This window comes from Mycolicibacterium sp. ND9-15 (assembly GCF_035918395.1).
Classification (GTDB): domain Bacteria; phylum Actinomycetota; class Actinomycetes; order Mycobacteriales; family Mycobacteriaceae; genus Mycobacterium.
Genome location: NZ_CP142362.1, coordinates 4,674,061 through 4,692,822, shown reverse-complemented (window position 1 = coordinate 4,692,822; position 18,762 = coordinate 4,674,061). Strand labels below are relative to the sequence as shown.

General features: G+C 67.8%; 20 protein-coding genes. 6 read left to right on the top strand and 14 right to left on the bottom strand.

Features of this window, described 5'->3' with window-relative positions; genetic code table 11:
* Positions 1–11 precede the first annotated feature (11 nt).
* The 5 genes from QGN32_RS22215 to QGN32_RS22195 all read right to left on the bottom strand — a co-directional run bounded on the left by QGN32_RS22215 (position 12) and on the right by QGN32_RS22195 (position 5,155).
* The gene (locus QGN32_RS22215; protein ID WP_326546329.1) at positions 12–1,907 is read right to left on the bottom strand and encodes a peptidoglycan D,D-transpeptidase FtsI family protein; all 1,896 of its coding nucleotides are present in this window, start codon (positions 1,905–1,907) and stop codon (positions 12–14) included.
* Positions 1,904–2,887: a cell division protein FtsL gene (ftsL, locus tag QGN32_RS22210; protein WP_326546328.1), complete on the bottom strand. Its 984-nt coding sequence runs from the start codon at positions 2,885–2,887 to the stop codon at positions 1,904–1,906. Before ftsL ends, QGN32_RS22215 begins: the two co-directional genes overlap by 4 nt.
* Entirely contained in the window at positions 2,884–4,041 is a 1,158-nt protein-coding gene (gene rsmH / locus QGN32_RS22205; RefSeq protein ID WP_442791747.1) for a 16S rRNA (cytosine(1402)-N(4))-methyltransferase RsmH, read from the bottom strand. The genes ftsL and rsmH overlap by 4 nt, the downstream gene beginning before the upstream one ends.
* Complete coding sequence (mraZ, locus tag QGN32_RS22200) at positions 4,016–4,447, bottom strand: division/cell wall cluster transcriptional repressor MraZ (protein WP_326546326.1); 432 nt, start codon at positions 4,445–4,447, stop codon at positions 4,016–4,018. The genes rsmH and mraZ overlap by 26 nt, the downstream gene beginning before the upstream one ends.
* Positions 4,448–4,750: 303 nt before the next feature.
* Complete coding sequence (locus QGN32_RS22195) at positions 4,751–5,155, bottom strand: SCO2097 family morphological protein (protein WP_326546325.1); 405 nt, start codon at positions 5,153–5,155, stop codon at positions 4,751–4,753.
* A gap of 232 nt (positions 5,156–5,387) precedes the next feature.
* Between QGN32_RS22195 and QGN32_RS22190 the strand changes: the two genes are divergently transcribed.
* The 4 genes from QGN32_RS22190 to QGN32_RS22175 all read left to right on the top strand — a co-directional run bounded on the left by QGN32_RS22190 (position 5,388) and on the right by QGN32_RS22175 (position 9,509).
* A complete protein-coding gene (locus tag QGN32_RS22190) occupies positions 5,388–6,032 on the top strand; it encodes a GNAT family N-acetyltransferase (protein WP_326546324.1) in 645 nt (214 codons plus the stop codon).
* Between the two features lie 10 nt (positions 6,033–6,042).
* A complete protein-coding gene (locus tag QGN32_RS22185) occupies positions 6,043–6,771 on the top strand; it encodes an LppM family (lipo)protein (protein ID WP_326546323.1) in 729 nt (242 codons plus the stop codon).
* 64 nt (positions 6,772–6,835) lie between these two features.
* Positions 6,836–7,924, top strand: coding sequence for a bifunctional (2E,6E)-farnesyl/geranyl diphosphate synthase (gene idsA2, locus QGN32_RS22180; RefSeq protein WP_326546322.1), 1,089 nt, complete (start codon positions 6,836–6,838; stop codon positions 7,922–7,924).
* A 4-nt stretch (positions 7,925–7,928) separates the two neighbouring features.
* The gene (locus QGN32_RS22175; protein ID WP_326546321.1) at positions 7,929–9,509 is read left to right on the top strand and encodes an alpha-(1->6)-mannopyranosyltransferase A; all 1,581 of its coding nucleotides are present in this window, start codon (positions 7,929–7,931) and stop codon (positions 9,507–9,509) included.
* Here the strand turns inward: QGN32_RS22175 and QGN32_RS22170 are convergent.
* The gene (locus QGN32_RS22170) at positions 9,430–9,834 is read right to left on the bottom strand and encodes an Rv2175c family DNA-binding protein (protein WP_326546320.1); all 405 of its coding nucleotides are present in this window, start codon (positions 9,832–9,834) and stop codon (positions 9,430–9,432) included. The genes QGN32_RS22175 and QGN32_RS22170 overlap by 80 nt on opposite strands.
* A gap of 67 nt (positions 9,835–9,901) precedes the next feature.
* Here QGN32_RS22170 and QGN32_RS22165 point away from each other — a divergent pair, with 67 nt between their 5' ends.
* Positions 9,902–11,092: a protein kinase domain-containing protein gene (locus tag QGN32_RS22165; protein ID WP_326546319.1), complete on the top strand. Its 1,191-nt coding sequence runs from the start codon at positions 9,902–9,904 to the stop codon at positions 11,090–11,092.
* Here QGN32_RS22165 and QGN32_RS22160 read toward each other — a convergent pair.
* The 3 genes from QGN32_RS22160 to QGN32_RS22150 are packed head-to-tail and all read right to left on the bottom strand — an operon-like array spanning position 11,089 to position 13,904.
* Complete coding sequence (locus tag QGN32_RS22160; RefSeq protein ID WP_326546318.1) at positions 11,089–12,474, bottom strand: class II 3-deoxy-7-phosphoheptulonate synthase; 1,386 nt, start codon at positions 12,472–12,474, stop codon at positions 11,089–11,091. The genes QGN32_RS22165 and QGN32_RS22160 overlap by 4 nt on opposite strands.
* Before the next feature lie 33 nt (positions 12,475–12,507).
* On the bottom strand, positions 12,508–13,005 hold the full coding sequence (locus tag QGN32_RS22155) for a polyadenylate-specific 3'-exoribonuclease AS (protein WP_326546317.1): 498 nt from the start codon (positions 13,003–13,005) through the stop codon (positions 12,508–12,510).
* Entirely contained in the window at positions 13,005–13,904 is a 900-nt protein-coding gene (locus QGN32_RS22150) for a hypothetical protein (protein ID WP_326546316.1), read from the bottom strand. The genes QGN32_RS22155 and QGN32_RS22150 overlap by 1 nt, the downstream gene beginning before the upstream one ends.
* A gap of 111 nt (positions 13,905–14,015) precedes the next feature.
* Between QGN32_RS22150 and QGN32_RS22145 the strand changes: the two genes are divergently transcribed.
* Positions 14,016–15,293, top strand: coding sequence for a glycosyltransferase 87 family protein (locus tag QGN32_RS22145; RefSeq protein WP_326546315.1), 1,278 nt, complete (start codon positions 14,016–14,018; stop codon positions 15,291–15,293).
* A 77-nt stretch (positions 15,294–15,370) separates the two neighbouring features.
* Here QGN32_RS22145 and QGN32_RS22140 read toward each other — a convergent pair whose 3' ends face one another.
* From QGN32_RS22140 to QGN32_RS22120, 5 genes are all read right to left on the bottom strand, one after another.
* Positions 15,371–16,096 (bottom strand): lysophospholipid acyltransferase family protein, encoded by a 726-nt coding sequence (locus QGN32_RS22140; protein ID WP_326546314.1) that lies wholly within the window; start codon positions 16,094–16,096, stop codon positions 15,371–15,373.
* 82 nt (positions 16,097–16,178) lie between these two features.
* On the bottom strand, positions 16,179–16,568 hold the full coding sequence (locus QGN32_RS22135) for a hypothetical protein (RefSeq protein ID WP_326546313.1): 390 nt from the start codon (positions 16,566–16,568) through the stop codon (positions 16,179–16,181).
* Positions 16,565–17,830, bottom strand: coding sequence for an ArsA family ATPase (locus tag QGN32_RS22130; protein WP_326546312.1), 1,266 nt, complete (start codon positions 17,828–17,830; stop codon positions 16,565–16,567). Before QGN32_RS22130 ends, QGN32_RS22135 begins: the two co-directional genes overlap by 4 nt.
* Positions 17,827–18,264, bottom strand: coding sequence for an SRPBCC family protein (locus QGN32_RS22125; RefSeq protein ID WP_326546311.1), 438 nt, complete (start codon positions 18,262–18,264; stop codon positions 17,827–17,829). Before QGN32_RS22125 ends, QGN32_RS22130 begins: the two co-directional genes overlap by 4 nt.
* Before the next feature lie 87 nt (positions 18,265–18,351).
* Complete coding sequence (locus QGN32_RS22120) at positions 18,352–18,741, bottom strand: polyketide cyclase / dehydrase and lipid transport (RefSeq protein WP_326546310.1); 390 nt, start codon at positions 18,739–18,741, stop codon at positions 18,352–18,354.
* Between the last annotated feature and the right edge of the window lie 21 nt (positions 18,742–18,762).

The window sequence follows — 18,762 nt, the reverse complement described above, 5'->3', positions numbered from 1 at the left end:
TCGCCCGGCCGTCAGCTGGCTTGCAACGTCAGCCGCGGACCGGGATCGGGTGAGAGCGGCACGTTCTCGCGCTGCAGCAGCCAGGACGCGATGTTGTGGAACAGCGGCGCCGAAGTCGTGCCGGGCTGCCCGTCGGCCGTGCGCTGCGGATGGTCCATCATGAGGCCCACCACGTACCGGGGGTCTTCGGTGGTGGCGATGCCGGCGAAGGTGATCCAGTAGACGTCGTCGTAGTAGCACCCGCAGCCCGGGTTGATCTGCTGCGCGGTACCCGTCTTCCCGGAGATCTGATAACCCTCGATGGCGGCCTGCGACCCGGTGCCCTGCTGGACCCCCATGGGATCGCGCTGCACCGTGGCCCGCAGCATCTGCCGCACCGTGCGCGCAGTCTCCGGGGAGACGACCCGGATGCCCTCTGGCCGCGGCTCGTCGGTGCGGGTGCCGTCGGGTGCGATGGTGGTCTTGATGATGCGTGGCGGAATGCGCATACCGTCGTTGGCAATGGCCTGATACATGCCCGTCATCTGCAGCAGAGTCATCGAAAGGCCCTGTCCGATAGGCAGGTTGGCGAAGGTGCTGCCCGACCACTGGTCGATCGGCGGCACCAGGCCGGCGCTCTCGCCCGGCAGCCCCACCCCGGTGCGCTGTCCGAGGCCGAACTTCCGGACCATCTCGAAGAAGCGCTCGGGCCCGAGCCGTTGGGCCAGCATCAGCGTGCCGACGTTGGAGGACTTACCGAAGATCCCCGTGGTGGTGTACGGCATCGTGCCGTGCTCCCACGCGTCGCCGACGGTGACGCCACCCATGTGGATCGAACCGGGCACAGCCAGCACCTCATCGGGATTCGAGAGCCCGTACTCGATGACCGAGGCGGCGGTGATGATCTTGTTGACCGAGCCCGGCTCGTACGGCGACGACACCGCCAAGTTGCCCAGTTGCCGGTGCTCCTGACGGCCGATGTCCTGGCTCGGGTCGAACGTGTTGTCGTTCGCCATCGCCAGCACCTCACCGGTTTTGGCGTCCAGCACGACGGCCGAGACGTTCTTGGCGCCGGACAGGTTCTTGGCCTGCTGCACCTGCTGCTGGACATAGAACTGGATGTCGTCGTCGATGGTCAACATCACGGTGGAACCGTCGACCGCGTCGTGGCGGTTACGGTAGCTGCCGGGGATCACCACGCCGTCGGAGCCGCGGTCGTAGGTGATGGATCCATCCGTGCCCGCCAGGACCGCGTCGAGCGAATCCTCCAGGCCCAGCAGGCCGTGACCGTCCCAGTCGATGCCGCCGACGATGTTCGCGGCCAACGATCCGCCCGGATACTGGCGCAGATCCTGGCGCTCCGAACCGACCTCGGGGAACTTGGTGGTGATCGCGTCGGCGATCGCGGGGTCGACCGCACGCGCGAGGTAGACGAACGTCTCGTTGCTCTTGAGTTTCTTCAGAACCGTGGCGGCGGAGGGCTTGTTGTTCAGCCGTGACGCCACCTCGGCGGCGATGTCGCGCAGCCTGCGGTCGGGTTGGGGCGCCTCGGAGGTTTTCGCCCTGGCCTCCTCCAACTGTTTGCGGACCTTGACCGGCTGGAAGGTCAGCGCACGCGCCTCGATCGTAAAGGCGAGCTTGTCGTTGTTGCGGTCGACGATCGCACCGCGGACAGCCTTGTCGACATCGGTCACCTTGAGCTGGCTCGCGGCCTCCGCCCGCAGCCCCTCCGCGCGAGGAACCTGAAGATTGAACAACTGCCCGGCCGCGACGATCAGCACCAGGAAGATCGCCGCGTTGCCGACCCGGTGCCGGAATACGAAAGAGGCGCTGCGCAGCCCGGTTTCGGTCATCGGGGCGCGAGTTCGGCGGGCTCTGGCCGATCGCTCCTGCGAACCGGCGGTGCGGGGCCTGCGCTCGCGGCTCATGCGACGGCGCCCGGCACCGGACCCGGCAATGCCTGGGGGGTCGGGATGTGCGGCGCGCCGAGCGAGGGATCGGCAGGCGGTATCACCGGTCCGGCGGGCGCGGCACCCGACAGCGGCGGCTGGCCCGGAACCACCTGTGGCACCGTCATTCCCGGCGGCACTGTCGGCGGTGCGGCGGGATTCGGCGACTGCAGGGCCGGCGTCGGCATTTCACGGGACGGCATTCGGACGGTGAGCTCACGAGGGTCGACCACACGCGGCGCGGGCGGTGGTGGCGGCGGCGGTGGCGGCGGGGTGACGTCGGCCAACGGTGTGTTCAGCGGTGGCGGTGGAACGCCCTCGGCCGGCTTCGGAGTGCCTACCACGACCCAATTTCCCGCCGGGTCCTGCACAAGATGTGCGGTGTCGCGAGAGGGGATCATCCCGAGTTCACGCGCGGCTTCGGCCAACGCGGGTGCGGCCTGCGCCTCGAGCACATCGCGCTCCAGCGCTTCCTTCTGTTGCAGCAGAGCCTGATTCGTCTCGCGGGCGTTGCCCAGCTGGTACGACCGCTCCGCCGCGTCGGTGGACAGCCACAGCGTGGTGCCCAGCCCGACGCCCAGCGAGCCGATCACGAGCACCACGAACGGCACCCTTGCCACCAGCGCGCGTGGGCTGAGCTCGATCGAGGCCAGCTTGACGATGATGCGCTGGCGCAGTGGTGGCCGGACGACTTTCGGCGCCTTGGCTTTCCGAGCCTTGGCGCGCGCCTTGGCCTGGCTGGCGTTCTTGGGCCGGCCCGGCGCGCCGGTCGGACGTGGGATGGGGTTCGTCTGGGGCGCCGACCGTAGCGGCCGCTGTTCGCGGGTCGGCTTTCGGCGCACCTGCACATCGCCCGTGCGGCGCGCGTGACCGCGGGCGGCGCGTCGACGCTCGTCGCTGCCGCGCACCGCTTTCCCTCGCTTGACCTGCTTGGCCTGCTTGGCCTGCTTGGCACTCATCTGGCTGCCCCCACCTTTTCCAGTGCTCGTAGCCGCACGGGCGCGCTACGCGGGTTCCGTTCAATCTCGTCGGGAGCTGCGCGCTCGGCGCCGCGGGTCAGTGCGACGAACTGCGGTTCATGCCCCGGCAGTTCCACGGGTAGACCGGGCGGCGTCCTGGACGCCGTGGCAGAGGCGAAGGCTGCCTTGACGATGCGGTCTTCCAGGGATTGGTAGGCCAGCACGACGATGCGACCACCTGGAGCCAGAGCGTCCAGCGCCGCGGGCAGCGCGTCGCGCAAAGAGTCCAGCTCACCGTTGACGACGATCCGCAGCGCCTGGAACGTGCGCTTGGCCGGGTGGCCACCGGTGCGCCGCGCGGGCGCGGGAATGGCTTGATACAGCAGCTCCACCAGCTCACCGGTGGTGCGGAACGGCTGGCGAGCACGCCGGCGGACGAGCTGGGCGGCGATCCGGCTCGCGAAGCGCTCCTCGCCGAACTCGCGCAGGAGCCGGGTCAGCGCCTTCTGGTCGTAGGTGTTCAGCACCTCCGCCGCCGTCAGCTCCGCGTCCGGGTCCATCCGCATGTCCAGCGGCGCGTCCGCGGCGTAGGAGAAGCCGCGCTCGGTGCGATCGAGCTGCATCGAGGACACGCCGAGGTCGAACAGGATGCCATCGGCTTTGCTTGCCCAGTAGCCGTCGTCCCCCAGGACACCGCCGATGCCGTCGTAGCGGGTGCGGACCAACATCACCCGGTCGCCGAATCGCGACAACCGTTCTCCCGCGATCCACAGCGCATCGGGGTCGCGGTCCAAGCCGATCAGCCGCAGGGCGGGCAGTTCGGTCAGGAATCGCTCGGCGTGTCCACCCGCACCGAGGGTGGCGTCGACCAGTACCGCGCCCTCACCGTCTGAACTGTGCCGTGTCAGTGCGGGTTTGAGAAGCTCGACGCAGCGGTCCAACAGGACGGGGATGTGTCCGTGGTCTCCGCTGCGTCGAGCCATCGCCTTCCCTCCGTCCAACACCCCTGCACCGGGGTCCCTGTCCGAGAGCGCGGACCTGGCGTCGGGGAAGTACGCCAGGGCCGGTTCGGGCAGAGGCCGCGATGCACGGGCTTGATGCCTGTGCCTGCGTCGACTTATCGCCGAATCAGATGATGTCGTGCAGGGCTTCATCGGTGGCCGCGGAGAAGTTCTCTTCGTGGGTCTGTTGGTACTCCTGCCATGCGCTCGAGTCCCAGATTTCCAGGTAGTCGACCGAACCGATCACCACGCAGTCCTTCGACAGGTTCGCGTAGCGACGGTGATCGGCCGACAAGGTGATCCGGCCTTGTGCGTCGGGGTGCTGTTCGTCGGTGGCCGCGGCGAGGCTCCGCAGGAATGCGCGCGCTTCCGGGTTGCTACGCGATGCCTGCGACGCTCGTCGCGCCAGCTTCTCGAACTCGGCGCGCGGATAGACGGCGAGGCTGCGATCTTGGCTCTTGGTGACCATCAACCCTCCTGCCAGCGCGTCGCGGAACTTGGCGGGCAGCGTGAGCCGCCCCTTGTCGTCGAGCTTCGGCGTGTAGGTGCCGAGAAACATCTCGCCACCTCCCTGCCGTTCAACAGAGCCCCCGGTCGCTCCGTCGTCCGCCACTTTACCCCACAATCCCCCACCGCCTGCCATTTGATATCTAAAAATCTGGTTGCGTCCCCACAACGTCCCCTTATCGGCGGTCGTCACTGAGCGCGCAAGCGGGCCGATGCGGGCGTTGACGGAAAAACCCGCTGGTAGAGCGCGTGAAATGGAGCGGTGGGGACGGGTGGGGCGCGGTCGCGCGCCCGAGCACAAAAAAGGGATAGCCCGTGGCGGGCTACCCCTGTGTCGGCTGCGTCGCTTTAAGGCCTATTCGTCGAAGCGGCGACGGAACCGGTCTTCCATTCGACTGGAGAACGAACCGCCGGAACCCTTGGCACGCTTCTGCCGCGGGGCGCCGGGTTCGGCAACGGCGCGGTCGCGGCCACGGAGGGTGCGCGGCGCGGTGATCGCGAACACGACACCGCCGAACATCACCATGAACCCCAAGACCGAAAGCACCGGGAAACCACTGATCTGGGTCGCGGGGAACGCGACGCCGGAAACCAGCATCGCGAGCCCGATCACGAAAAGCGCGGCGCCTTGCAGGCGGCGTCGCGTCGACGGTGTGCGCAGGGTGCCGCCACGAACACTCGAAGCGAACTTCGGGTCCTCGGCGTAGAGCGCGCTCTCGATCTGGTCGAGCATGCGCTGCTCATGATCGGAGAGTGGCATTCGTCCCTCCCTCGGAACCCAGGGGCCCACTACGGCCATCTCAGAATTCAAACCCGTGTGCGCCCGCGTTCACGGGCACCTAACAGTCATGATACGAGGTCGATCTGAGCCGTACCACCTAGTTCAACGCCTGATTGTAGGACGTAGGCCGCGGGCGTTGGGCGGCACAGGTCGGTCCACTCGATAATGGTGTGAACGACACCGCACGACGCGCGGAGAGGCGGATCAGGAGTTGGCGACATTTCTCATCGATCTGTCGCCGAGCGATATGCAGCGCCGGCTCGGTGACGCGCTCGCGGTCTATGTCGACGCGATGCGCTATCCGCGTGGTACCGAGAATCAGCGAGCCTCGATGTGGCTCGAGCACGCCCGCAGGCCGGGTTGGAAGGCCGTCGCGGCGGTCACCGTCCATGCAGCCAGCGTCGGCGGTGCCGACAATGCAGCCAGCGTCGGCGGTGCCGACAATGCAGCCAGCGTCGGCGGTGCCGAGCTCGCCACGGCTCCCCTGGTCGGCATCGCCTACGGCTACTGCGGTGCACCGGACCAGTGGTGGCAGCAGCAGGTCGTGGCCGGGCTGCACCGGACCGGGGCGGACCGCGCACGCATCGCACAGCTGATGGCGAGCTATTTCGAGCTCACCGAACTGCACATCCATCCCCGCGCCCAGGGCCACGGGCTTGGTGAGGCCCTGGCGCGCAGACTGCTCGCCGGCCGCGACGAGTCCCACGTGCTGCTGTCGACGCCGGAGATCAACGGCGAGGCGAACCGGGCATGGCGGCTGTACCGCAGGCTCGGCTTCACCGACGTCATCCGTGGCTACCACTTCGCGGGCGATCCGCGCGCATTCGCGATCCTGGGCCGGCCACTGCCGCTTTGACGCAGATGGGATGTCGCCGACCCCTCGGCTGCGAGCGGTCTGGCACGATGACCACGTGCCGGCCCGCCACCGCAGCAGCCGAACCCGGCTGCTCGCACTCGTGATGTTGATCCTCGTCGTGCTGCCGACTGCCGTCGCCTGTGTCCGGGTGCGGGCGTCCATCACGGTCTCCCCCGACGACCGGGTGTCCGGTCAGATCGTCGCGGCGGCCAAACCGCGCAACGCCGACGACAAGGGCCCGCAACTGCTCAACAACCTGCCGTTCGCGAACAAGGTGGCGGTCTCGGAGTACAGCCGCGACGACTACGTCGGTTCTCAGGCGGTGTTCTCCGATCTCACGTTCGCCGAGGTCCCTCAGCTGGCCAACATGAACCGCGACGCCGCGGGCGTGGACATCTCGCTGCGTCGCGCGGGCGACCTGGTGATCCTCGAAGGCCGGGTGGATCTCACGTCGCTCAGCGACCCGGAGGCCGACGTCTCGCTGACGGTTTCGTTCCCGGGCGAAGTCACCTCGACCAACGGCGATCAGGTATCCACCGAGATCGTCGAGTGGAAGTTGAGGCCCGGCGTCGTCAGCACGATGAACGCCCAAGCCCGCTACACCGACCCGAGCGCGCGGTCGTTCACCGGCGCAGCGATCTGGCTGGGCCTGGGCTCGTTCGTGGTGGCCGCCATCATCGGCGCATTGGCCTACATGGGCCGCGACCAATCGCCGCGAGTGGGCGACGCCGCCGAATAGGCAGGCTCTACGCTGAATGCGTCCGGGGCAGGGTGGACGCAGATGAAAGGGGCGCCCGCTGAGCGTGCATGCAGCGGCACCGTCGGCCGTCGAGCTGGCCGGCGCCGTCACCGACCACCTGCGGGATTACCTGCAGGAGCGTCGCAGCGAGTGCGCCTACATGGGCGACGACTACGCTGAACTGACCGCTGCCCTGGAGGAATTCGTGTTGCGCGGCGGCAAACGGCTGCGGCCCGCCTTCGCGTACTGGGGATGGCGTGCGGTCGCCGACCGATTCGAGGACCCGCTCGACCCGAAAGTGTTGTGGTTGTGCTCGGCGCTGGAACTGCTGCACGCGTGCGCGCTGGTGCATGACGACGTCATCGATACGTCGGCCACCCGCCGCGGACTGCCAACGGTGCACCGGCTGTTCACCGAGCGGCACCGTACCCGCAACTGGCGCGGTTCGGCCGAGCAGTTCGGAGTGTCGGCGGCGATCCTGCTCGGCGACCTGGCGCTGGTGTGGGCCGACGATGTCGTCGCGACGGCCGACCTGCCTGCCGACGCCGCGCTGCGGGTCCGGCGGGTGTGGAGTGCGATCCGCACCGAGGTGCTCGGCGGCCAGTATCTGGACATCGTCGCCGAGGCCAGCGGAGCGGAATCGGTGGCGTCGGCGCTGACGGTCAACATCTACAAGACCGCTTCGTACACGATCACCCGCCCGCTGCAACTCGGCGCCGCTGCGGCCGCCGACCGCCCGGATGTGCAGGACGCCTTCGGGGCGTTCGGCACCGATCTCGGGGTGGCGTTCCAGTTGCGCGACGACGTGCTGGGGGTGTTCGGCGATCCCGCCGTCACCGGTAAACCCTCGGGCGACGACCTGCGGGCCGGCAAGCGCACGGTGCTGTTGGCCGAGGCGGTCGAACTGGCGGAGAGGGCCGACCCGGTGGCGGCCAAGCTGCTGCGCACCTCCATCGGCTCCCAACTCTCCGAGGCACAGGTCAACGAGCTCTGTCAGGTGATCGAGTCCGTCGGTGCGCTGGCCGCCGTGGAGAACCGGATCGACGAGCTCACCCGAAAGGCGCTGGACACCCTCGAGGCCGCCGCGATCGACACCCATGCCAAGGCGGGACTGTCCGAGCTGGCCCGATTCGCCGCCAACCGAACCGCATAAGCCCATGACCACCTCATCGTCGACACGATCCCCGAAACAAACTCTGGCTCAACATGTTTCACGGCTAGTCGCCTTCACGACATCGCCGCAGGCCCAGCCCGCCCGGCTCGGCTTCCTCGGCGCCGTCCTCATCACCGCGGGCGGGTTGGGAGCAGGGAGCACCAGACTGCACGATCCGCTGCTGGAATCGCTGCACCTGTCGTGGCTGCGCTTCGGGCACGGGCTGGTGCTGTCGTCGGTGCTGCTGTGGGGCGGCGTGGCGCTGATGCTCGCGGCGTGGCTGTGGCTGGGGCGCCACGTGATCGACCGCACGGCAACCGAATACACCATGGTGGCGACGACCGGCTTCTGGCTCGCGCCGCTGTTGCTGAGCGTCCCGCTGTTCAGCCGCGACACGTACTCCTACCTCGCCCAGGGCGCGCTGCTGCGCGACGGCCTCGACCCGTACGTCGTCGGGCCCGTCGATAACCCGAACTCGTTGTTGGACAACGTCAGCCCGATCTGGACCACCACCACCGCGCCGTACGGGCCGGGGTTCATCCTGATCGCCAAATTCGTCACGATGTTGGTCGGTGACGACGTGGTCGCGGGCACGATGCTGCTGCGGTTGTGCATGCTTCCCGGCCTGGCACTGCTGATCTGGGCCGCGCCGCGCGTCGCCCGCCACATCGGCGCCGATGGCGCGACCGCATTGTGGATCTGTGTGCTCAATCCGCTGGTGATCATCCATCTGATGGGCGGCGTGCACAACGAGATGCTGATGGTCGGCCTGATGATGGCAGGTATCGCGCTGACGTTCAGCGGCCGCCACATCTGGGGGGTGAGCCTGATCGCGGCGGCGGTCGCGGTCAAAGCCACTGCGGGGCTGGCGCTTCCGTTCATGGTCTGGGTGTGGGCGCGAGACCTGCGCAGCAGGCGAAGCTTCTCGCCGGTCAAGGCGTTCATAGCGGCGACGGCGTCGTCGGCGCTGATCTTCTCCGCCGTCTTCGCGGTGCTGTCGTTGACGGCCGGGGTGGGGCTGGGCTGGCTCACCGCGTTGGCCGGATCGGTGAAGATCATCAACTGGCTGACTCTGCCCACCGCGGCGGCCAACCTCGTCAATGTCGTCGGAGGCCTGTTCCTGCCGGTGAACTTCTACGCCGTGCTCGACGTCACCAGGATCATCGGCATAGCGCTCATCGCCGTGTCACTTCCGTTCGTGTGGTGGCGGTTTCGCCACACCGACCGCGAGGCGTTGACAGGTATCGCGGCGGTGATGGTGATCGTGGTGCTGTTGGTGCCCGCGGCCCTGCCCTGGTACTACACCTGGCCGCTGGCGGTGGTGGCCGCCCTGGCCCAGAGCCGGCGGTCGATCGCGCTGATCGCCGGAGCGTCGACGTGGATCACCGTGATCTGGAAACCCGATGGGGCGCACGGGATGTACTCGTGGCCGCACGTGCTGCTGGCAGTGGCGTGCGCCGTGGTGGCGTGGTACTGGCTGCAGAAGACGCCGACGGCGCAGGCGGTCAAACAGCCAGAGCCTGGGCCCGGCGCACCACCTCACGGGCCTGATGCGAATGAAGAGCATCAACCGGCCGGGCATTAGCCAATTCGTCGGTCGCGCGGTCCCGCCGGATCGTCAGCGACGCGTCGGGCGTGAACAGCCAACGCATGATCTCCGTCTCGTGGTAGCCGCCGTCGCGCAGTACGATCAGGAGCCCCGGCAGGCTCTTGACGACGTGACCGGTTTCGTCGAAGAAGATCCTCGGCACCACCACCACGCCGTTTCGGCGCACAGCAATGAGGTGGCCGTCCCGCAACTGTTGATGCACCTTCGTCACCGCAACGCCGAGCATCTCGGCGACGGCGGATAGCTCGTAGACCTCCTCGGCGGGATCGAGGACGTCCTCGGCGGCCGGAATGCTGCTCATCGCACCGAGTCTAAATCCGCCCTGCCCCGGCAGGAGGCGCAAAATCGCCGGGATTTCGCTCCGTAACATGTCTCCGGTGGATGCCTACCCGCGGACGGACCCGCTGCCCGGGACCGTGCTCGATGGTCGGTACCGCGTCGACGTCATGATCGCCACCGGAGGCATGTCCGCCGTGTACCGCGGGCTGGATCTGCGCCTCGACCGGCCCGTGGCGCTGAAGGTGATGGATACCCGATATGCGGGTGATGCGCAGTTCCTGACCCGGTTTCAGCGTGAGGCGCGCGCGGTAGCCCGGTTGACGGACCCCGGCCTGGTGGCGGTGTACGACCAGGGCGGCGGAATGGTAGGCAACCAGCCCCCGTTCCTGGTCATGGAACTGGTCGAGGGCGGCACGCTGCGGGAGCTGCTGCGTGAGCGCGGGCCGATGCCCCCTCATGCCGCTGCGGCGGTGCTGCGCCCGGTTCTCGGCGGGCTGGCGGCAGCACACCGCGCGGGCCTGGTACACCGTGATGTCAAACCCGAGAACGTGCTGATCTCCGACGACGGGGACGTCAAGATCGCCGACTTCGGGCTGGTGCGCGCCGTCGCCGAAGCGAAGATCACCTCGACGAGCGTCATCCTGGGCACCGCCGCCTACCTGTCGCCCGAGCAGGTCAGCACGGGCGACGCGGATCCGCGCAGCGACGTCTACGCGGTGGGCATCCTGACCTACGAACTGCTGACCGGCCGGACCCCATTCGGCGGCGACAGCGCGCTGGCGGTGGCCTATCAGCGGATGGACAACGACGTGCCGGCCCCCAGCTCGGTGATCTCGGGTGTGCCAGCGCAATTCGATGATCTGGTGCGACGCGCGACGGCCCGCGACCCCGCTCGACGGTACGCCGACGCCCAGGAAATGGGTGAGGACCTCGAGGCCATCGTCGACGAGCTCGGGCTGCCCCCGTTCCGGGTGCCCACACCACGCAATTCCGCGCAGCACGCGTCGGCGTCCCTGCCCATTCCGCCGGCGCGGACCGCGGCCCCGCCGGCGCCGCGCCAACCGACTCGGACGCTCCCGCGCGACGACTGGCCTACACCGGAACCCGAATTCCAGCCGGTGTCGGGACGGTTCGCCGGCATCGACATCGAGGACTTCTACTGGGCGCGACAGCGCGCCCGGCGCGCACTGCTGTTCTGGGTGGTCGCCGTGTTGACGCTGACAGCGCTGATCGCCGCGGCCGCGTGGACGGCCGGAAGCAACCTCAACCACCTGATCTAATCGCGCAGCATCTCGGCGACCAGGAATGCGAGTTCCAGGCTCTGCTGGGTGTTCAACCGCGGGTCGCAGGCCGTTTCGTAGCGTCCGGACAGATCGGTGTCGGAGATGTCCTGCGCCCCGCCAAGGCATTCGGTGACGTTCTCACCGGTGATCTCGACGTGGATGCCGCCGGGATAGGTGCCCAGTGCCCGGTGCACCTCGAAGTAACCCTGCACCTCATCGACGATCCGGTCGAAGTGGCGGGTCTTGTAGCCGGTCGAGGACTCGTGGGTGTTGCCGTGCATCGGATCGCACTGCCAGATCACCTGATGCCCGGTGGCCTGCACCTTCTCGATGATCGGTGGAAGCAGATCGCGCACCTTGTTGTTGCCCATGCGGGTCATCAGTGTCAACCGGCCCGGCTCGTTGTTAGGGTCCAGCCGCTCGACGTACTCGACGGCGAGCTCCGGTGTCACGGTCGGCCCGAGCTTGACGCCGATCGGGTTCGCGATCACCTCCGCGAACGCGATATGCGCACCGTCGAGTTGACGGGTGCGCTCGCCGATCCATACGTAATGCGCCGACAGGTCGTAGAGCTTCGAGCCTTCCTCGTCCTGGGAGAGCCGCAGCATCGCCCGCTCGTAGTCCAGCACCAACGCCTCATGGCTGGCGTAGATCTCGGCGGTCTGCAGGTTGCGGTCGTCGACATCGCAGGCGCTCATGAAGGTCAACGCGCGATCGATCTCGGCGGCCAGCGCCTCATATCGTGCCCCGGCGGGCGACGTGCGGACGAACTCCCGGTTCCAATCGTGCACCAGGTGCAGCGACGCCAGCCCCGAGCCGGTCAGTGCCCGCACCAGGTTCATCGCCGCGCTCGCGTTGGCGTAGGCGCGCACCAGCCGCGACGGATCGTGCTCACGCGCAGCGGGGTCGGGCGCGAAGCCGTTGATCATGTCGCCGCGGTAAGAGCGCAACCCCAGGGCGTCGATATCGGCCGATCGCGGTTTGGCGTACTGGCCCGCGATCCTGCCGACCTTGACGACCGGCACGCTCGCGCCGTAGGTGAGCACCACCGCCATCTGTAGCAACGCGCGGAGGTTGGCGCGGATGTGGGGTTCGGTGTTGTTGACGAAGGTCTCCGCGCAGTCGCCGCCCTGCAGCAGGAACGCCTTACCGCAGGCCACGTCGGCCAGCAGGCCTTTGAGCCGCTCGACTTCGGCGGGCACCGTCACCGGCGGGACGCTCTCCAGCACGGTGCGGATGTTCTTGGCCGTGTCAGCATCCCACGTCGGCTGCTGCACTGCAGGCTTGGCGAGCGCGGCGTCGAGCCGTTGCCGCAGCTCATCGGGCAGCGGCGGCAGCGAGGGCAGCTGTTCGATGGGTACGTCGACGGTCCAGTTCACCCGTTCATGGTAACGGGCCGCGACATCTGCTTTTCACCACTGGGCTGGTCTTTCGCGGGTGATCATCAACTGGAACCGGCGCAGATTGTGGCGGGCGTCGACCAGCGCATTGTGGGCGTCTCGCGGCCGTGGCGGCATCCGCGGCGAACCGCGCTCTTCCCAGTACTGCCGCAGCTCTCGGGTGAAACGCGGAATCGCCGGCGGCAGGTCGATCATCGGGCCCCACAGCTGACACAGCGCGACATGGTCGTAGGCGCCGACCCAGGCCCACAACTCGATCGGCTCGTCACCGTCGACTCCGAAGAAGTCCTCTAATTCCGAGCGGATCTGCCGCCGCGAACGCCACAGCTGTGACGCAGGCGGCGGGAGCTTGGGCAGCACATGCCTGCGCACCCAGCTGCCCGCTCGCTCGGGATTGAATTCGGTTGACACGGCGTAATATTCGCGGCCGTCTTCGGCGACCACACCGATCGAGATCAGCTCGATCGTGCGGCCGTTGTCGATGAACTCGGTGTCGTAGAAGTAGCGCACTAAGCGGGATCCTTCGCGTGTTCCGCCGAGACCGACCGCTCCATCGGGGCCGGGGCGGCGCGAATTTCGCGGTCGAGCTGCTCGTCGACTTTGGCGTCGTCGGGGAATTTGGGCATGCCGGCGATGGCGTCCTGCAACCACAGCTTGGCCTGGACGACCGGCCGCCGCAGCCAACGCTCCCGTTCCAGCGCCCGGTGCATCTTGCGAGGCCGGTTGGTGTAGCGCCAGCGGGCCCAGGGCGCGTGCGGGCGCGACAACCGGATCGCACCGACGATGAGCAACGGCGTGACGAACATCCCGACCAGACCCGTCCACACCTTGCCCTTGAACAGCACGACGACGGCCAGCGCCAGGGTCAGCACGGCCGCCGCGATCACCCCGGCCCGTGCGAGCAGGTTGTCGTCGCTACGCCAGATGTCGATGTCGAAGAACGACAGCGGGCTGAACCCCAGGATCAGCAGGCCGGCGACGGCGACCGCCGCGAACACCGCGTCGACCGAGGTCCGGCCGTCCTCGGCCCAGTACACGTCCTCAAGGTGCAGGATCAACGCGAACTCATCGAGGACCAGCGCTGCACCGATTCCGAAAAGAATTGCCGCCGCCGTGAATTCGGGTACTCCCCCGTCAACCGCCAACGTCACCATCGTCACACCGGAGATCATGACCAGAACCACACCGATAACCACGTGGTGGAGGTGCAGCCCCGAGCCCTGTGCCCCCGAAACAGAGATGTTGCGCGGCTGCCACCACTTGCGCGGCGCATCGCTACCGGCGTGGCTGCGGATGTACCGCACGATCGTGCGGGTGACGAAGAACGTCAGGATGAACGCCACCAGGCAGAAGACGAGCGGTACCCGCCCCGGCGGGACGGCGAAGTCGACGTGGAAGTCCGCGAGCACGCAGAAAACTTACGCCGACCCCCGCAGACGCGAGGAGCAGAATGACCGGCGCGTGTCGTGGCCGGGATACCGGCCGAAGCGCCGCAACACCCCGATAGGCTGGTCAGCGACATGAGTATGTGGCGGTCGCCCGGCGGGGCTGGTTGGGGGCCAACGCTTGCTTGGCGGCTGTTTCAACTGCTGACCCTGGCCGCGTTGGCCTGGGCCGGCTGGCGGTTGCTCGGCCGGGTTCCCTACCGCATCGACGTCGACGTCTACCGCATGGGCGGACAAGCCTGGCTGGACGGTCGACCGCTCTACGCCGACGGCGCGATGTTCCACACCCGGGGCGGGCTCGATCTGCCGTTCACCTACCCGCCGCTGGCCGCGGTCGCCTTCTCGCCGTTCGCGCTGCTGTCGCTGGAGGCCGCGAGCGTCGCGATCACAGCGACCACCCTGGTGCTGCTGATCGTCGCGGTGACGATCGTGCTCCACCGGTGCGACGTCTGGTCCCAAACCTCGGTGAGCGCCGAGCCCGCGTGGCTGCGGCAGGCTTGGCTGGCCACCGCCATGGTGGCCCCGGCCGTGGTGTACCTGGAGCCGATCCGGTCGAACTTCGACTTCGGCCAGATCAACGTGGTGTTGATGACACTGGTGATCGCCGATTGTGTGCCGCGCCGGACCCCCTGGCCGCGCGGCATGCTGCTCGGACTGGCGATCGCGCTGAAGCTGACCCCTGCGGTCTTTCTGCTGTACTTCGTGCTGCGCCGCGACGTCCGCGCGGTGATCGTCACCGCGGTGTCCGCCGTCCTCGCCACGCTGGTCGGGGTCGCGTTCGCCTGGCGCGACTCGCTCGAGTACTGGACCGAGACCGTGCGTAACACCGATCGCATCGGCACCGCGACGCTGAACACCAACCAGAACATCGCCGGCGCCCTGGCCCGGCTGGGACTGGCCGAAGGACCACGGTTCGCACTCTGGACCGCGGCCTGCTTCGCACTGCTGGGGCTCACGGTGTGGGCGGTGCGGCGTGTGCTCAAGGCGGACCTACCGGTGCTCGCACTGATCTGCGTGGCCATGTTCGGGCTGGTGGTATCGCCGGTTTCGTGGTCGCACCACTGGGTGTGGGCGCTACCCGCGCTGCTGGTCACCGCGCTGGTGGCCTATCGAAAACGGCATGCCGCCCTGGCCGTGGTGGCGGCCGCCGGCTTTGCGTTGATGGTGTGGACGCCGATCACGCTGATGCCCGAGCACAAAGAGACCGCGGCGTCGCTGTGGCGGCAACTGGCCGGCGGCTCTTACGTGTGGTGGGCGATCGCGGTGATCGTCGCGGCGGGCTCACTCACGGTGGCCCCTACGCGGCGCAGCAGGCCGGTCGTCGACGCGGCGCCCGTACCGGCCGTCAATTAGCCGGCGGTGGTTGGATTGCCGGCTCAGCCGGCGGTGGTTGGATTGCCGGCTCAGCCGGCGGTGGTTGGATTGCCGGCTCAGCCGGCGGCGACCTCCGGCATGCGGGCCGACGGCGTGCTGCTGTCGTCGGCCCTGCCCTCCTTGATGTCGGCGGCGTACAGGTCCACGTACTCCTGACCGGACAACCGCATCAACTCGTACATCACCTCGTCGATGACCGCGCGCTCGATGAAGCGGTTGCCCGCCAGACCCTCGAAGCGACTGAAGTCCATCGGCTTGCCGAACCTCACCTGCACCCGGCCGAAGCGCCACATCTTGCTGCCCGGCGGGTTGACGACATCTGTTCCGATCATCGCGACCGGAATCACCGGAACGCCGGACTCCAGCGCCAGTCGCGCCAGGCCGGTCTTGCCTTTGTAGAGCCGCCCATCGGGCGACCGGGTGCCCTCCGGGTACATCCCGAGCAGCTTGCCCTCGCCGAGGATGCGCGCTGCGGTGTTCAACGCGCTCTGCGCGCTGTCGGCGTCCGTGCGGTCGATCGGCACCTGACCGGCGACGGTGTAGAACCAGCGGGAGAACCAGCCCTTCAGGCCGGTGCCGGTGAAGTACTCCGCCTTGGCCAGGAACGTGATTCTCCGGTTGACCACCAACGGCAAATAGAAACTGTCTGCGACCGCAAGATGATTACTGGCCAGAATCGCCGCACCGGACGCCGGAAGATGGTCCAGCCCTTCTACTTTCGGCCGCCCCAGCAACGACAGCAGGGGACCCATGAAGATGAACTTGAACAGCCAGTACCACATGGGCCCTCCCGGTGATCGAACACCAGCCGGTGTTCTGCGACAACTTTACCCACGCGCTGTGGATGCGACCACAGCGCGCACACTACTCCTCGACGGTTACCGGGATGTGTTGATAACGGCCCGGCGGGGGCGGCGGTGCAGGTCCGTCCGGTCCCGTGTCGGTCGGCGGCGGACCGTCCGGTGGTTCCGGCGGCCCCGTGGGGCCGGCCTCGCGCTCGGTCTGCTCGAGAATCGCCCGGACGACGGCCAGCAACGCGACGCTGTGCTCGGCGATGACGGTCAGCAGCGGGTGCTGTTCACCCGCCGCCAGCGCCGCGAGCGCGCACACGGGGCACCACACCTGCTGGCACTTGCCCGCACCGCTGCCCGCAGCACGAGCGGCCGCGAACCGCACCGCGGGGTCCAGTTTGTCCAGAATGGCCTGCGCTAGTAGGCGCAACTCCGGCCCGAGATCGGCGTGCGGCCCTGTCACTTCGGCCACACCTCCGGATTCGGTCGAAACCGCACGGTCAGCTCACACCCTCGCAGTTGCGCGTCGACCACGATGCACCTACGCAGCACTGACGCTAGCCGGACCCGGCGCCGCAGGCCGCCCGCGCCGATGATCAAATCGTCGTCGACCCTGCCCACCGCTAGTCCCGACGAGTCGACCTGCGGCAACTCTAGCCGTAACCGATACACCGATTCGAGGCCGGAGCCCGACTCGCGATCCACGATCGGGCGCAGCGGCCCCGGCGGCGGCGACCCGTCGCGGCGCCGTGCGCTGTCCAGCAACTCACCGAGCGCCTTGGGCCCGATCGGTTCACCGGGCAGATGGGGCACCAGCACGAGTTGGACATCGCCGATGGTCGCGTCGAGGTGCTCGAGGACGCCCTGCTGTTCCGAGATCCGCTCGGCGTACCAGTCGAACGCGGGATGTTCGGGCAAGTTGCGATACTCGTACGAATCGTCTTGCAGGAGTACCTGATTGACGATCAACTCCGCGACCTGAACACCCATCAACGCCAACGAGCCGAGCGTGCGGGCCGCCTCGGCGGCCACCACCCGTTCGGCCGTCATCACCAGATGCGCGCTGACCTTCGATCCGTCGGTGAGCAGCGTGCTCAGCCGTTCGGTTCCGACGCCGATGCGCTCGAACAGAGCGACGACGGCAGCGGTGTGCGGGTCGTCGGTTCCAGTGGACAGCCGGCGATGCCGCGGCCAGGCCCGCTCCAAGTAAAGGCCGAACGTCGCGGGCAGGGTGAGCATGCGCAACGCGTCGGCGGTCGACGCACAGTCGACCACGACGCGGTCCCATCGTCCCGACGCCGCCAGTTCGCCCACTTCGTGCAGGCCGAGCACCTCTTGGACACCCGGCAGAGCCGAAAGCTCTTCAGGAGCAACACTTCCCAACTCGGAGTCTGGGAATCGGCCGGACAGCAGCCCGGCGATTTCGCGCCAACGCGCCTCGAGCAGTGCCAGCGTGTCCAGCGCCAGCGCGTCCAGCGACCCGCCACCGGCGTCGGCGTCGTCGGCGAACACCCGGGTGGGCTTACCCGATCCGGTCGGCGGGACCGTCGTATCGAGCACGTCACCGATGGAGTGCGCCTGGTCGGTCGAGACGATGAGCACCCGAAGCCCCGCGCGTGCGTCGCGCACGGCGGTGGCGGTCGCCAACGTCGACTTGCCTACCCCGCCCTTACCGACGAACAGACCGATCTTGGCGGTTGGCGTGCCGGAGGCATTGGCGCTCACTCAGCCTCGACTCGCTTCTTGAGATCCTTCAGCGCGGTGTCGGTGAGGCGCCGTTCCGCCTTCCGTTTCAACAGCCCGATCATCGGGATGATCAGATCGACCGACAACTCGTAGGTGACGTCGGTTCCGGATCCATTGGGCGACAGTCGATATGCTCCTTCGAGAGACCTCAGCAGTGAGCTGGACACCAACGTCCACGTCACCGACTTGCGGTCGGCCGGCCAGACGTACGACAACACCATCGTGTCCTTGAGTACCGCGGCGTCCAGCACCAGCCTCGCGGTCTTCGGATAGCCCTCGGCGTCGGCCTCGAGCACCTCGGCCTCCTTGTACTCGGCCACCCAGTTCGGATACGACCCGATGTCTGCGATGACGTCCATGACCGTCGAAGGATCCGCATCGATGTAGATGGTCTGCGCCGTTTTGTCCGCCACGTTGAAAATCTACCCTCCCCTGTCATCGATGGTGCCACGCTGCACGACTCCGCGGCTCAGCCGTGACGCCGGCATGCGGCCGAAGCATCAGGCTAACGGCGACACGCCCACCGGGCGCGTGGCCTCCAGCCGCTGCTTCACCTCGAACGCCATGTTCTTACCCGCGACCCGGCGCCGGTGGTTCATCTTCGCCAGGTTCATCTTGGCCAATTGCCACGCTGCCACCCCGGACGGCTCGGCGTGCAGAAAGTAGTGCAGGACGACGCCGTCGAGCACCGGCTCCAGCCAGATCTCCATGGTCCCGGTCAGCGCGCCGGTGATGGTCCACCGGTGGCCCTTCTCGCCGCGGTCCTGAACCACCGTCAACCTCAGGTCGGGCCACCAGCGACGCCAGCTCGCGGGATCCGCGACGTAGCGGCCGACCTCGACGGGGTCTGCCGCGACGAAGGTGTCGTCCGCGATCTGAATGCTATTCATGGCATACCAGCTTCACATACC